At 29.0% G+C, this 15,326-nt stretch carries 16 protein-coding genes and 1 tRNA gene; 6 read left to right on the forward strand and 11 right to left on the reverse strand.

Annotated elements, in window-relative coordinates:
- Positions 1–282: 282 nt before the first annotated feature.
- Together ACQ3F0_RS26135 and ACQ3F0_RS26140 are read right to left on the reverse strand one after the other, a co-directional pair.
- Positions 283–1,077: a MerR family transcriptional regulator gene (locus tag ACQ3F0_RS26135; protein ID WP_428868763.1), complete on the reverse strand. Its 795-nt coding sequence runs from the start codon at positions 1,075–1,077 to the stop codon at positions 283–285.
- 133 nt (positions 1,078–1,210) lie between these two features.
- Positions 1,211–1,366, reverse strand: coding sequence for a sigma factor (locus ACQ3F0_RS26140; protein ID WP_428868764.1), 156 nt, complete (start codon positions 1,364–1,366; stop codon positions 1,211–1,213).
- Between the two features lie 144 nt (positions 1,367–1,510).
- On the opposite strand from ACQ3F0_RS26140, the gene ACQ3F0_RS26145 reads away from it, so the two are divergent.
- Positions 1,511–2,023, forward strand: coding sequence for a sigma-70 family RNA polymerase sigma factor (locus ACQ3F0_RS26145; protein ID WP_428868765.1), 513 nt, complete (start codon positions 1,511–1,513; stop codon positions 2,021–2,023).
- Positions 2,013–3,332 (forward strand): DUF4179 domain-containing protein, encoded by a 1,320-nt coding sequence (locus tag ACQ3F0_RS26150; RefSeq protein ID WP_428868766.1) that lies wholly within the window; start codon positions 2,013–2,015, stop codon positions 3,330–3,332. Before ACQ3F0_RS26145 ends, ACQ3F0_RS26150 begins: the two co-directional genes overlap by 11 nt.
- Positions 3,333–3,404: 72 nt before the next feature.
- Here ACQ3F0_RS26150 and ACQ3F0_RS26155 read toward each other — a convergent pair whose 3' ends face one another.
- Together ACQ3F0_RS26155 and ACQ3F0_RS26160 are read right to left on the reverse strand one after the other, a co-directional pair.
- On the reverse strand, positions 3,405–3,740 hold the full coding sequence (locus ACQ3F0_RS26155) for a CGGC domain-containing protein (protein WP_428868767.1): 336 nt from the start codon (positions 3,738–3,740) through the stop codon (positions 3,405–3,407).
- Between the two features lie 279 nt (positions 3,741–4,019).
- Positions 4,020–5,375: a diguanylate cyclase domain-containing protein gene (locus ACQ3F0_RS26160; RefSeq protein ID WP_428868768.1), complete on the reverse strand. Its 1,356-nt coding sequence runs from the start codon at positions 5,373–5,375 to the stop codon at positions 4,020–4,022.
- Positions 5,376–5,600: 225 nt separating this feature from the next.
- Here ACQ3F0_RS26160 and ACQ3F0_RS26165 point away from each other — a divergent pair, with 225 nt between their 5' ends.
- The 4 genes from ACQ3F0_RS26165 (at position 5,601) to ACQ3F0_RS26180 (ending at position 8,428) form a co-directional block, all read left to right on the forward strand.
- Entirely contained in the window at positions 5,601–5,939 is a 339-nt protein-coding gene (locus ACQ3F0_RS26165) for a PadR family transcriptional regulator (protein WP_428868769.1), read from the forward strand.
- Positions 5,932–7,266 (forward strand): FtsW/RodA/SpoVE family cell cycle protein, encoded by a 1,335-nt coding sequence (locus ACQ3F0_RS26170; protein ID WP_428868770.1) that lies wholly within the window; start codon positions 5,932–5,934, stop codon positions 7,264–7,266. Before ACQ3F0_RS26165 ends, ACQ3F0_RS26170 begins: the two co-directional genes overlap by 8 nt.
- Positions 7,267–7,335: 69 nt before the next feature.
- The gene (locus tag ACQ3F0_RS26175) at positions 7,336–8,082 is read left to right on the forward strand and encodes a DUF975 family protein (protein WP_428868771.1); all 747 of its coding nucleotides are present in this window, start codon (positions 7,336–7,338) and stop codon (positions 8,080–8,082) included.
- A 175-nt stretch (positions 8,083–8,257) separates the two neighbouring features.
- Positions 8,258–8,428, forward strand: coding sequence for a Spo0E family sporulation regulatory protein-aspartic acid phosphatase (locus ACQ3F0_RS26180; RefSeq protein WP_428868772.1), 171 nt, complete (start codon positions 8,258–8,260; stop codon positions 8,426–8,428).
- Between the two features lie 42 nt (positions 8,429–8,470).
- Here the strand turns inward: ACQ3F0_RS26180 and ACQ3F0_RS26185 are convergent, their stop codons facing one another.
- The 7 genes from ACQ3F0_RS26185 to ACQ3F0_RS26215 form a co-directional block, all read right to left on the reverse strand.
- Positions 8,471–9,787: a S41 family peptidase gene (locus ACQ3F0_RS26185; protein WP_428868773.1), complete on the reverse strand. Its 1,317-nt coding sequence runs from the start codon at positions 9,785–9,787 to the stop codon at positions 8,471–8,473.
- A 115-nt stretch (positions 9,788–9,902) separates the two neighbouring features.
- Positions 9,903–10,256 (reverse strand): ABC transporter permease, encoded by a 354-nt coding sequence (locus ACQ3F0_RS26190; protein ID WP_428868774.1) that lies wholly within the window; start codon positions 10,254–10,256, stop codon positions 9,903–9,905.
- A gap of 739 nt (positions 10,257–10,995) precedes the next feature.
- Complete coding sequence (locus ACQ3F0_RS26195; RefSeq protein ID WP_428868775.1) at positions 10,996–11,136, reverse strand: FeoB-associated Cys-rich membrane protein; 141 nt, start codon at positions 11,134–11,136, stop codon at positions 10,996–10,998.
- Positions 11,136–13,082 (reverse strand): ferrous iron transport protein B, encoded by a 1,947-nt coding sequence (gene feoB / locus ACQ3F0_RS26200; protein WP_428868776.1) that lies wholly within the window; start codon positions 13,080–13,082, stop codon positions 11,136–11,138. Before feoB ends, ACQ3F0_RS26195 begins: the two co-directional genes overlap by 1 nt.
- A 112-nt stretch (positions 13,083–13,194) precedes the next feature.
- Entirely contained in the window at positions 13,195–13,410 is a 216-nt protein-coding gene (locus ACQ3F0_RS26205; protein WP_428868777.1) for a FeoA family protein, read from the reverse strand.
- 194 nt (positions 13,411–13,604) lie between these two features.
- Complete coding sequence (locus ACQ3F0_RS26210; protein WP_428868778.1) at positions 13,605–15,029, reverse strand: sensor histidine kinase; 1,425 nt, start codon at positions 15,027–15,029, stop codon at positions 13,605–13,607.
- Positions 15,030–15,202: 173 nt separating this feature from the next.
- A tRNA-Lys gene (locus ACQ3F0_RS26215) sits at positions 15,203–15,278 on the reverse strand.
- Positions 15,279–15,326: the final 48 nt, after the last annotated feature.

The following is a 15,326-nucleotide window of genomic DNA, read 5'->3' on the forward strand; positions in this document are numbered from 1 at the left end:
CCTTGTTGTCAAGAGTTTTTTTATTTTTTCTTTCGACCGTTTTCTTGGTTTCTCTTGGCGACAAGGAATATCTTATCAAATTAAATAGGACTATATTTCATCAAACAATCCTCTTACTTAAAATTATGTTCTTTTTACTCTTAATTATTAACTATATCTCTACATTAAGCATATTGACACTCCTGGAACTGTAGACTTTACAATTGCCAGCATAGGATGATTTTAAATATAAGTTAAAACTAATTCTTTCTCCTTCACTAATGTGCTTTTTACAATTTTTAATTATTCTATTGGAATTATTATCTCTGTTACGTATTTATTTGGGTTTCCTTTAAATATCATCCCTGGACCTTTTACATATATTTCTCTTGTTGGAATGGCGCATTTAATGTTGTGTTCTTGTGCATAGTCAAATATAGCTTTATATGCTACATTCAAACTTTCATAAGCACCAATATGCGTTGTCCAAAGCGCTTTTATCTGTGGTAACTCTTTTACTGTTATATCAGGATGATTAATTGATTTGTTAGTTGGTACACACACCTCAATATCTGCTTCATCTCTGTATTCACCATCATGGTAACAATTAAATGGATAACCTTCCGACTTTCCTTTAATTGCTTTATATATCTTACTAATATACTTTCCCACATCACTATATTTTCCTTTGTATCTAATAGACGCTACTGTTTCTGACTCAATAGTTTTAACACCAATTTTATAATCCATATAACCTTCCTCCATTCCATTTGGTTTTATAAAGAAATCAATTTTTTCTAATAGGGCTTTTTCTTCTCTAATTTTATCTCGAATTATTTTCTTTTTTTCCTCTAAGAAATATGATAAGTCTGAAGGGTTCTCATAATTACTAAATACATCTTTAATTTCAGCAATTGAAAATTCCAAACTACGTAATAAAAGAATCAACTGCGCTTTTTTAAAGTCCTTTTCATCATAAAATCTATAACCATTTTCTTTATTACGATAAGATGGATTCAGCATACCTTGCTCATCATAATACCTTAATGTCTTAACTGTAAGATTAGTAATTTTTGAAAATTCACCTATTTTATACACATTATCACCTCTTTCTAAAACAAACTATACTTAGCTTCATAGTTAAAATTGTTTGTCTCAGTATAAACTATACCCTGCACAGGAAAGTCAAGTAAATATAAATTTCTACTTACAGTATAAAACCAAGAAATGTTTAATTCTTTTTCTCATTAGTGGTCATGTGTTCTAATGCCTTATAAAAAGTTTCTTGAACTATGTCTTCAGCAATAGCTTTATTTCCACTTAGATTCATAATATATTTGAATATATCAATAGATATTTCTTCATAAAGCTGTTCTAAATTCTTCACACATTCACCACCCTCTTTTTTAATTCATTACTTATATAACAATTTTATCATCTAGAAGTTACTATAAAAAAATAAAAATATTTCTAGAATTATGAAAGAAAAACAGTTTATAATGTGTCTAATGGTTGAAAGGAGGATGAGGAAATGATTTCTATTTCGGTACCAGATGGAAATACTACCCCAAATATGAAAAGACTTTTAGATGAATATGGTAACTCTGTTCTAAGGATGTGCTTCCTTTATCTTAAAGACACACATTTAGCTGAAGATGCCCTTCAAGATACCTTCATCAAAGTATATACAAATCACTCAAAGTTTAAAGGAAATTCAAGTGAAAAAACATGGATTATGCGAATAACTATTAATGTTTGTAAAAACTATCTGCGCAGTTCTTGGTGGAAACGCATAGATGAATCAACAGTATTGGAAAATATACCAGGAGATAAAGACTCAATAGAGGATGATTCTCTTTTACTGGAGGTTATGAAGCTATCTCCAAAATATAAAGAAGTTATACTCTTGTACTACTATCAAGACATGAAAATCCGCGAAATTGCTAAAGCTTTGCAAAGGCCAGAATCCACAGTATCTGTAAGATTAAAACGTGCAAGAGAAGTATTAAAAGTAAATTTAAAAGGTGGTTTTTATGATGAATAATGATAAAAACATTAAAGAAATCATTGATTCAAGGTTATTAGAAATAACCATTAATGAAGAACTCGAAAATAAAATATTGAACATATCATCTAAAACAAAAAAGGTAAGAAAGAGATCACTAACCATTGCTGCTGCAGTTTGTTTATGTATAATTCTTTCAGTTCCAATAATGGCCGCTACTTTACCCGCATTTAACAAACTTTTAAACTTAGTTAGCTCAAAAACTGCTCAAAATCTCCAGCCCATAGAGATGATTTGTGAGAATAATGGCATCAAAATGGAAGTAGTAGCTGCAATGAATGATGATGAAACAGCCATTGTCTATTTAACTATGCAAGACTTAGTGGGTGATAGAATTGATGAAACAGTTGACCTTTACAATTATTCCATTAAAGGTGCAAACACATTTACCCATGAACTTATTAACTACGATGAAGCAACAAAAACTGCTACTATAAGAATGATGGCCAATGGTGGTAATAAATTAAATGGGAAAAAAGTGACTTTTAGAGTAGATTCTTTTTTAAGTGGAAAAGAGTATTTTGAAAATGTTGATACAGGCATTATTCTTGAGGATATAGCTTCCAAAACTCCTGAAACTATATTACGCAATATAGAAAATATATCTGGTGGAGGAGTTTTATTTGATGAATTAAGAAAGAAAGATACTATTAATATTTTAAAACCTGATAATATAAATATATCTTTACCTAATATTGATTTTATGAAAATATCAAATATTGGTTATGTTAATGGAAGACTACATGTGCAAATAAAGTGGAAGGATAGCATTGATAACCATGGATTCTTATACCTTACAAATGCCACAAGCCAGAATATTAATCCAAGTAGTGTTAGTTTCGCAATTAACGAAGATAGCACTACAAAGTATGGTAATAAATTTGAGGAATATATCTTTGAAATAGATTCATCTCAAGTATCTAACTATTCTCTTAAAGCTTATTTAGTTAATAATAATAACTATACTGAGGGTAAATGGCAAACAACCTTTAAGATTAAATCTGTTGATAAAACTAACAAATTAGAAGGTAAAGTAAATTTAGACAATGTAAATATAGATACTATTTCAATAACACCTATCGGAATAAATATCATAGGCAAAGATGAAAATTTATCTGACCTTGATATAAAAATCACCATGAACAATGGTTCCATAGTAGCTTATAATCATACTATTATAAATGAAACAGATGGGAAATCAACTGTAAAGTATCTGTCAAATGCCCCAATAAAAATTGAAAATATTCAAAAGGTTCGGATAAACGGAAATGTCGTTAATCTAAAATAGTAAAATAGCAATCACCTGTCCAAATCTGTTGCATAAATATAGCGTCAATCTTGAATGATTGACGCTATATATTTAAAAATGGGTATATTCAATTATTCTTATTTCTTCTCCAACTTTATTTCTTACTGCTTCTTTCATCTTCTCAAAATGAGGGCATGCAAAACCAATTGGTGTCCCTTTTGATATACAAGAAGCAAAAACGATAGTATCTACACCTCTTTTTATCATTTCAACCGCTCTAGGGACTGTTTTTTTCCCTGGACAACCGCCACAGTTATTTACACCTAAAACTTTGATTTCTTCGTCAAATTTATCAAATTCAAACATCTTATAGTCGAACACTGTAAAACAAGTTGACCCCGGGCACATATCTTCAGTTTGCTTACATCTTAATAATCCTACTTTCATATTAAGCTCTCTCCTTCTGTTTATATTCCGATCTCTTGTGAATGTTTTAGCAAGTCTTATTATATAAGAAAATAAAGGAAAATAATGCCCGTAATTTTTAATATTATATATCTATTTCTTATATCTATTTCTTATATCTATTTCTTAAGAACAAATATTACTATATTTTATCACATGTAAATAAGAGTTTCTATGTGTCTAACGAAGCTAGAACAGTCTATTATTGAATAAACCATAAAAATAGAGAGCGAAATGCCGCTCTCTTCCTTTTACATTTTGTTATAAACTTTTATTATTCTTTGCCTTTGTCAATCTTTTTTCTTCATACATCCTTGAATCTGCAACATGCATAATTCTATCAAGAGTGTCGCCATCTGTTGGATAAGCTGCAAGCCCTATGCTAGGTACAACTTCAATATAAATATTTTCATGTTTAAATCTGAATAATGCTTTTGCTCTTATCTCATTATCAGCATGTTCTAAATCTTTAAATTCAAAAGTCCCTGAGACCAAAATTAAAAATTCATCTCCACCTATCCTAAATACTCTTTTCCCTTTTATTGGAATCGATTCTAGCTTCTTTGCAAATTCAATTAAAACCAAATCTCCTACTTTATGCCCATAATTATCATTAATAGCTTTAAAACTATTAATATCTATTAAAAATATTCCTATTAATCCACTATCATCTCGAGCTTTTTTATAAATATTTTGATAATAATACTCTAATGCATATCTGTTATTCAGCCCTGTTAATTGATCATTCATGGCTTGAAAGTTTAGCTGATACCTTGTAAAAAGAATCATATATAAAAAGAATCCAATAATAATACTTATCAGTAAAGCTATAACTTTAAAAATCAAAATTAACTTTCCATACTCTCTCCATCCACCTATAGGCTCTGCAACAACTTTCCATCTATTATTTAAAATTTTTATATCTACAACTAAACCCTCTCTATCTATTATTGTTTCATCTCCATAGAAAGATGTTAGAGGAAAATTCTCATCATTGTAAACAGCTACGTTAAGATTTACTTCTTTTGCTAATGCATTTAAATGTTCAATATATTTATCTCCGTCTAAAACAATACTAATCTGTCCCCAATACTCTCCATTGATTACAATAGGTAACCTATCTATGAATCCAGTACCTCCTTGAATTAACTCAATAGGTCCAAAAAATAAGTCCTTTAATGTTTCTTTAACCTTTAATACATCACTTTTCTGGCTAGGTATAGTTGCTAAATCTACACCAATGGCACTCTCATTTCCTTCTCTAGGATAATTCCATATAATTTTAGTTCCTTTTATAATGCCTATATTTCTAATAAGTGTATTTTTTTCTGATAATAATTGTTTTAAATATTTATTTGTATCTTCTTCTGAAATATCTGAATTTGTTTCAATGTATGCTAAATATCCTTGTAATAAACTTTTCCCTTCACTAATTGTAGTTTCTGCGCCAGATTGAAATCTAAGAAATTTTTCCAACACTTCTAATCTTTCTCTCTGGATATCTTTATTTTCAATAGTATCAATTGCAAAAAATAATCCAATTAAAATAGTTGAGCTTATTAGTACCCCTATACTTATAGAAAATATAAAATGTTGTTTTTTTGACTTAAGTTTCAATGGTATACCTCCACAATTTGGTGATAATTTTAAATAAATTATATTTTAAATTATAACATATATTTTACACTATCTCCATTTTCTTATTTTATTTAGTAACCATTGTGATTTATGTGTATTATAAGTAAATTTTTTAGTTAATTTAATTTTCTATACTTGACAAAAGTTGTAAATAGTTATAACATATACCTAGATAATATATGTATAGATAAAGGAGGTATATAAATGCAAGTTGATAAATCACTTATTAAGGGAAGTACAACAATGCTTGTTCTTAGTTTGTTAAATACTACTGAAATGTATGGATACCAAATGACAAAGGAATTAGAGTTACGATCAGATAATACTTTTACACTGAAAGAAGGAACTCTTTACCCTATACTTCACTTTTTAGAAAGTGAAGGAATGATAGAATCTTACTGGGAAAAAACTAAGTCTACTAGAAAAAGAAAATACTACACAATAACAAAGGCTGGAAAAAAGTATTTAGAAAAAAAGCAAAAAGAATGGAAATATTACATTGATAAAGTAAATAAAGTTATAGGAGGTCCTTGTATTGAATAAATTTATATCAAAGTTTTTACAAGATGTATGTACTGAAGTTAAATATAAAAAAGTTCACCCTGCCTTGACTAATGAGTTAAAGGGTCATATTGATGAACTTATAGATGAATACATTGAAAATGGTATAAATAAAGAAGAAGCTGCACAAAAAGCAATTAAGCAAATGGGAGACCCCTTAGAAATTGGAAAGAAACTAAACAAAACACATAAACCTAAAACCGAGTGGTCTATATTAGCTTTAATAGTTGCCAATGTTTTTATAGGAACAGTTACTTTTTTATCTATAGCAAGTACTAACACTATTGCTACTTCAACTACATCATACTTAGCCTATGTAATAATTGGTCTTGTAGCTTGTATTTCTTGTTATTTATTTGATTACACTAAAATCGAAAAATATTCGTTACACATATTTATAACCACCATTTGTTTTTTATTCTTTAGCCAACTATCTCAAACCAAAGTAAATGGCTTACCATTTTTAAGAATTGGACCATTTAGTATTATGCCGGCAACATTAGTTATCCCTTTATTCTTAATATCATTTGCTGGGCTTTTAAATAAATGGTGCACTGATTCTATAAAAAATATGGTTAAATTAATTGGCATAGCTTTTATTGGTATTTTAACTTTTTTAGCCATACCATCAATTGCTAATGCAATTATACTATGTTGTGGTTATCTTATAATGTTTACAGTTGCTCTTACAACCAAGAATTTTAAGGGAAATAAAAAGAATTACTTACTAGCTTTATATGGCAGTGGAATTTCTTTAGTGCTTTTGCCGCTATATTTTCTAGTTGCATTTGAACCTTACCGTATGAATAGATTACTTGCTTTTATTAATCCAAACTCTGACCCAAATGGTAGTGGCTATCAATATTTAATGTTAAATAAGCTGCTCTCACATTCAAAATTTATCGGACACAATGAATCCTTATTTATGAATATCAATGGTTCTAATCATTTTACTCTTCCTGAAATGAATACAGACTTTGCTTTTACATATATAATATCAGCTTTCGGATGGATTGCTGGAGCATTTGTGATAATTATATTCGCAGTAACAATTATACGTATGTTTTTTGCTACTAAGAAGATTCACTCATCTTTTGGAAAGTATATAGCTTCCTCAATAATAACTGTTTTTTCACTACAAGTATTTGCAAACATACTAATGAATCTAGGTATGTTTCCTATAATAGGTATTAGCTTGCCTTTTATCTCTTATGGTGGCTCTAATTTCATTACAAATATGATTTTATTAGGATTGTTACTTAGTGTTTATAGAAGAAAAGATTTGATTATAATTAATAGTAAGGCATAGAAACCTATCTCCCCACATAAGTATATGGTATAATTTTAAAGTAAAGTTATAATAAGGAGAGGTAATGCTATGTGGACAAGAGAATTAATAAAATCAAGGGCAAAAGAAGTTTTAAAGATTACCTATTGGAAGTCATTTTTAGTTAGTTTAGTTGTTTTATTTGCTGGTGGCCGTAATTTTAGATGGAATAGAAACATAGATAATGGTCCCAGATATTATAGTGATTCTATCCCCGGAAAATTATTTTATCTATATGACGAAATACTAATTTTTTTAGCTTCAATTATTATTATACTAATAATACTTCGAATACTCATTGGCTATGTACTTGAAGTTAATTCACAAAAATACTTTATAAGTGCTTCAAAAGGTGATGTAACCTTAGCTTATTTAGGTTTTGGTTTTAAAGATGGAAGATATTTCGATATTGTAGTTACTATGTTTTTAAGAAGTTTATACAATTTCTTATGGACTCTTTTATTGATAATTCCTGGGATAGTTAAATATTATTCATATAGGATGGTCCCTTATATCTTAGCTGATAATCCTAATATAGGACACAGTAGAGCTATACAATTGAGTATGCAAATGACAGATGGAGAGAAATTCAACATATTTATTTTAGAGTTATCTTTTATCGGTTGGTATATTTTAGGGTTACTTGCTTTAGGAGTAGGGGTGTTATTTGTAAATCCATATGCTGATGCAACATATGCAGAACTATATTTGGTCCTAAGAGAAAATGCAATAAATAATGGACAAACAAGTTATAGTGAACTTAATCTTGATGAGTCTCTTAACTATGCAGAGTATTAAAGTATTGTTATTAGGAAAAAAGGATGCCGTCGTGTTTTACGACGGCATCCTTTTTTTCGTGAATTTATAATAATATTTATATTTAATCAACTTTCAGTAAATATACAAAATAATTGCATAAAAAACCATAATAACCCTAAAACTGCTATACTTAACTGTAGAAAGGAGGGTTATTATGACAAAATTACAAGAATTATCAACGAAAATTGAAGAAATGCGCAAATCTTTGTATGACTTGATACTTGAAAAAGGAGATTTGCTTGATGAAGAAATCGTTGTAGCAAGCCAAACTTTGGACAAAGCTTTAAACGACTACAATGATATTCTTATCAAAAAAGAAAAGTAAGACAAAAAGAGAAAGGTGAATAATCACCTTTCTTCTCTAATATCACTTGCTTCTTAATTTATAAAATTCGTCTATCGCCATATTTGACTCTACTAAATAATCTGGCATAAGTACATCTTCTTCATGTTTACTAACATCTGGTCTTGAAAATTGTTTATAAGTGAGAGTAAAGGCTAGTTTACTATGAGGCATTTCAAATAGAAGAATATCTCCATATGCTGAAGGCATATTTCCAGAAGGCTCTCCAATAATCTTACATAGACCATTATCTCTTAGTAAAACTGAGAACCAAGTAGCTGAACTAAATGTTCCATTTGAAGTGAGGACATCTATATCTCCGTCATATAGCAAGTCCTTATATTGTTTATTTTTTCTCATACTAACCTTACTATTATATATCCACGATTTTAATCTTATTTTACATCCAAAATCCATATACTCATCAACAGGAAGGTATCTTACAAATTCATTTACTACTCTTGAGTTTCCTCCTCCGTTAAATCTTAAGTCAACCGCTATATTTTTTATATTATTTTCCTTCACTTCTCTAAAAAATCTTTCTAATTCAAGTTTATAAAAATCATTAAAATCACAACTATCTATCCTTAGTATTCCCAATTTTTTATATTTATCAATCTTATACTTAACAAAGTTAGGTAAAACACCAATGGAATTATTAGATGACGGTGTATTTTCTTTAAATTTAAGTTCCTTTATTTCAGTAACTCCATCATTTTTAAATTCCACTGTGACACTATTATTCACGCTAATTCCTAGCCAATTTAAACCCCGCTTTGTTCTTAAATATCGTGAAAAATTATATTCCGCCCAGTAACTATTTTCGTAAGAAAATTGAGATAAAAACTTTTTATATAACTCATGGATAGGGACCTTATTTATGCTAATAAGTTCTTCGTCTTCTCTTTCTTTAGTAGTACATAAAAATTTACCATCTATCTTTTTTACGCCGATATTTATCATTTCATAATTATCTGAAATATAACTTACTTTTGAATGAGCATCTCCTAATTTACCTACTATTCTACTCCCGGCTCTCCAAACATCCAAAACAGTAGGATTTTCTGATAAATTTTGAATTTCATTTTTATACTGCTCCGATACTTTATCTGGTAAACCATCTACACTTGAAACATGTCTATCACTTATAGTGTTTACCAAGTATTCTAAATCTTCTAGTGCCTGTCCTTTTTCCAATGTTACATCATAATATAATGAATTTTCAATCTTGTCCCAATCAACCGTGTTTTTATAAGGATATAGATAATAACCAATGCCCATAAGTAATAAAATAACAACAATAACTATCAATAAAACTTTACCAATTTTCTTTTTTATCATTATTCTCTCCTCATCATTCTTTATATATAGATGATTTAATTTTAGTTTCATTTTATTGTAAGGTCAAGTATTATTACCCATAAAAGTATAATAGCTAATTCTATATTATGTATAATTATCCATTTTTTATTGCTTCAAGTGCACTACATCTCATGGCTTTTCTAGCTGGAAGGTATCCTGATAGTATACCAATTAAAGTTGTAAACACCATATTAATTAAAATCAGCCATAGTGGAATACTAAAACTAAACATAGGCTCATTACTATTTGTACTTGTCATAAACATTGGAAACACAAATGAGTTAATTATTTTTGCAGTTATCGTAGTAAAAAGTATGCCTAATGTTCCACCTAAAGCACCAATAATGGCGGATTCTAATAGGAATAAGTTTCTAATATCTCTAATAGTTGCACCTATAACCTTCATAACCCCAATTTCCTTAGTTCTCTCATTAACTGACATAATCATAGTATTAGTAATACCTATTGAAGCTACTAAAAGAGATATTGCTGCAACAGCGCCAAAAGCTATTTGAAGTATATTTATAATTTTCTTGAATTCTTTTAATATTTTTTCCTAAACTAAATTCTTTAGTGATATTTTTACAAGAAATAATAGATTCCAAAGTTTTCTCCTTTCTGTTTAATACCCTGTTTAAGGATACTGCAATATATTACTCTCTAGTATATCTTATCTTCCTTAACATAATTTAACTTTAATATTAAGAAATATTAATATTAAAGTTAAATTATGTGTCAACTTTTTATTTAAAATCTACAACTTTGAGTTAATCGTTATTTCTATCTCGAAAAAACCTTAGTAAATCATACAAATGATCAACTAAGGCTTTTTGCTATCTTCGCTATTCAATTAATTATTTTATAAATGACATATCCAATTGCCCTGGAATACTTGGAAAGTTCACTTCTGATATTACAGCTTTATTATATAAAGCTATCTGCTTTTAATAAGAAATTGGAATGTACATTCCACTATCATGAATTTTTTTATTATTTCCAAACTATGAATATACTTCATAAGAAAATTGTTTTGCTGCATATATTAAATCTATATCTTCACTTTCCAATGACATCAAAAAAATATAAAAACTGCTATTTTTATAAACAGCATTCCTATAAATACCTGAAGTCGTGATTCACGACTTCAGGTATTTAATCTTATTTTATGAAGTTTTAAATATTAACAGCTATTTTATATTACATTTATTTTTGCTAGAACACCCACTACATCCAGCACATTTATTATTTTTTACATCTTTACGAGCCTTATTAAATGCAAATAATACAATTACTGCAAAAACAGTTCCAACTATTATATTTGTAAACATTACATCTCAACCCCTAATTCCATACGCTTAGTATCAGCTTTTTTAATAGCAAATACTAGATATGCTATTATAGCAACAGTTACAAAAATAGATGGTACAAATCCTGTAGCTGTTTTTCCTTCAATAATTAAAGTACCGATTTGTGTTATAAGCATAGCTAATACATATCCTACACCAAATTGGAATCCAATAGCTTTGAATAACCATTTTTTAGAACCCATCTCTGAATTCATTGCTCCAATAGCTGCAAAACAAGGAGGAGTAAATAAATTAAATACAAGGTAAGCAAATGCCGTAACTGGAGTAAAGAACTCTGTCAAAACTCCCCCTGGTAAATGTAATGCTTCTTCAGAAACTACTGCTAGAAGTACTGCAAATGTTCCAACAACATTTTCTTTTGCTATAAATCCTGTTATAGCTGCTGCTGCAAGTTGCCAGCCAACAAAGCCAAGAGGTATTAATAGTGGAGAAATAACTGTTCCAATAGATGCAAGAATACTTAAACTTTGATCTTCTACAGGCTTAAGTCCCCAGCTATAAGCTTGAGCAAACCACACTAATGTATTACACACGAGTATAATTGTTGTAGCTTTATAGATAAATCCCTTTGCTTTATCAAACATTTGAACCAAAGCATGTTTTAAGCTCGGCACTTTATATTCTGGTAATTCCAAAATAAATTGAGATGTATTTTCCCAAACAAAAATTTTCTTTAATATTAATCCACCGATAACAATCATAGCTATTGCTATTGCATACATGACAGGCCCAACCCAACCTTGTCCTGGGAAAAATACTGCACCAAATAACGCAATTATTGGGAGCTTTGCTCCACATGGTACAAAGGGAGTAAGAATTGTAGTCATCCTTTTCTCATTTATATCTTCAATAGTTCTTGTAGCCATTACACCTGGAATAGCACATCCAGAACCAACTATCATAGGTATAATTGATTTACCAGATAAACCAATTTTCTTGAAAAATCTATCCATTACAACAGCTACTCTAGCCATATACCCACAATCTTCAAGCAATGATAAACAGAAAAATAATACCATAATCAAAGGTAAGAAACCAACAACAGCTCCAACACCACCGATAGCACCATCTACGATAAGAGCTTGTAATAATGGATTAACACCTAATCCTTCGAAGAATCCATTTGCAGCATTTGGTACTATTTCTCCAAATAACACATCGTTAAAATATGCTGATAAATATCCTCCAAGCCCATTAATAGAAAATGAGAACACAGCCCACATAACAGCAATAAATATTGGTAACCCTAACCACTTATGCGCTACAATTCTATCTACTTTATCTGATAAAGTAACTTTACTTGCATCACGTTTCTTAACTTGGCATTTTTTTATAATGTCATCAACAAATTTTTGTCTTGCTACATCAGATTTTCTATCTTTTAAACTTGGAGCAATCTGATCTTTTTTATCAGTACCAATTCTAACAGTTTCACTAATTAATTCTTTTAACCCTTCTTCAGAAGTAGCAGTAGTAGGAATAACAGTACAATTTAAATTTTTACTTAAAGCGTCTAAATCTACTCTGTCTCCTCTTCTTAACAAGATATCGCTTTTATTTAAAGCAATAACAATCGGAACACCTAACTCTAAAAGTTGAGTAGTAAAGAATAAACTTCTACTAAAATTAGCTCCATCAACAATATTAATAATTACATGTGGATTTTCTTCCAGTACAAAATCACTAGTAATTGCCTCTTCACTGGTGAATGGAGATATAGAATATGCCCCTGGGAGGTCAACTATTCTTATATTTTCTCCTTTAACACTATACTTTTTCTTCAGATTTGCTTCCTTCTTTTCAACAGTAACACCTGCCCAGTTCCCAACAAACTCAGTTTTACCTGTAATAGCATTAAATAATGTAGTTTTCCCTGAATTAGGATTCCCTGCTAATGCGATCTTCATTACAACTCCCCCTTACAAAATCATTATAATGTAAATGATAATCATTATCATTCAAATTTAAAAATAAAATGCTATTTATAATAGCACATAAGTTTTTCTTTAATTTTCAATCTTATGCTTCAATTTGTATAGATTTAGCCATAGATTCATCAATAGCGTATCTACTATCTTTAATATTAATTACATAATTCCCTGCAAGTTTAGAAATTAGAGTAAGTTCTTCTCCTTCAAAGCAACCTAAAGTAAAAAGGAATTTTTTCATTTTGTCTTTTCCTTCAACTTTTTTAATATTAAATGTTTGACCAATTTTTGCTTTCGATAATACCATAATTATCACACCCTATTTTCATATTATTTAAAATATATTAAAAATCCTTACTGATAAAGATTATCATTTTCAGATTAAATTGTCAATATGTTTTATAAAAGTTCTTTAAATTTATAATCCACATAGTATTATTCACAATTTTAAGATACATATCATAACTGTGAATAATACTATGTGGACTATGTTTATACTATCTACAAATAAATATCTGAAAACTCGATGCTAACTCTTTCAATATGATCATTATTATCTCGTAGATGATTGTTCTTTTTAATTTTTCTTTCATTAGAATCATCTTCTAAAATTACTTTTACCGGTAAATTTATATTAAATTCTGTTCCATGACCAACTTCAGAATTTACTGAAATGTTACCTCCATGCCCCTCAATAATTGACTTAACTAATGATAGCCCTATTCCACTACCTTCCTTTTCTCTTGAAAAAGATTTATCAGCTTGAACAAATCTTTCGAAAATATTATCCAGCTTTTTCTCTGGAATCCCAACACCCGTATCTTTTACAGATATCATCACATTATTTTCATGTACGAAAAGGTTTACAACTATTTTTCCTCCTGGTTTTGTGAATTTTATTGCATTAGAAAGTAAATTCAATATTACCCTTTCAATCTGTAATGGATCAATAGCTATAATCTTTTCCTCTTCATTTGTATCAAATATTATTTCAACACCAGTGCTTTCAATATAATCAACTACTGATAAAGTTATATTTTCAACACATTCAACAATATTATAGTTTTGAAGTTCTAATTCTGAGTAACCCGAATCAAATTTGGTTATATCTAAAAAGTTATTAATCAATCTTATAAGTCTATGACAATTTTGTTTCATAGTAACAATATATTTTTGTACTTTGTTTTTCTCTTCCCTATTCTCAGTTTTTATTTCCTTCATAAAAAAATTAACATTCTGAAGAGCACTGTATATTACGTTAATAGGAGTTCTAAGCTCATGAGATATATTTGAAAAAAATTCAGTTTTAAGCATATCATACTCTAATACTTCCTTTAATTCTTTCGTTTGATTATCAACCTCTTGCTGCAACTTATTTTTCTTTTCTGTTAAAATAGCTTCAGTTTTTTGCTGTTCAATTTGTTTTTCTAGAAGTTTTGAAATCATTTTTATAGTGCTTTCAAAGTACCTTACATGCTTATCAAACTCTTCCTTTGATAGAACTGGTACTTTGTCTAAAGCTTCTAAATACTTTTCTACATCATAGCCATACTCTTTAGCCTGCTTTATAAAAAACTCTTTATCAGGTTCATCGAATAGAAATTGAGTTAAAACTAAATATGCAAGATTTTTTCCGTTAACGGTTATAGGTATAAACATATAATAAAATCCATTCTTACATTTTTGAACAGTTAATGACTTACTTTTACTTCCTATAATTCCTTTGTATTCAGCTTCTTCACAAAATATAGTACTCTCTTTTCTTGCTCTATGAAAATCAACACAAATTTTTTGCCATTGACCTGCAAAAATTGTTATTCCTTTATTATCTAAAATTGTATATGATATTTTAGTTAAATCATAAAAACTTTTAAGCATTTCATTAAAACTTAATAAATCGAATATTTCTAATAAGTTATGGTGCATATTATCACTCCATTATTGTAATTAGGATTATTTTCAAATTATTATATAATACTACTTAATTTTACATTAATAAGTGTCTTTAAGCAAGTGACTATTTAATATTAAGTTATAAGGTGTAAGTTTTAAATTTAAAATTTACACCAAAAAAGCATCTCAAACGAGATGCTTTTTTTTGGTGATCCACCGGGGAATCGAACCCCGGACAACTTGATTAAAAGTCAAGTGCTCTACCGACTGAGCTAGTGAATCATGTTACCTGGCAACGTCCTACTCTCCCACACAGTCTCCCGTGCAGTA

The organism is Clostridium sediminicola (assembly GCF_050402865.1).
Lineage (GTDB): Bacteria > Bacillota > Clostridia > Clostridiales > Clostridiaceae > Clostridium_AF > Clostridium_AF sediminicola.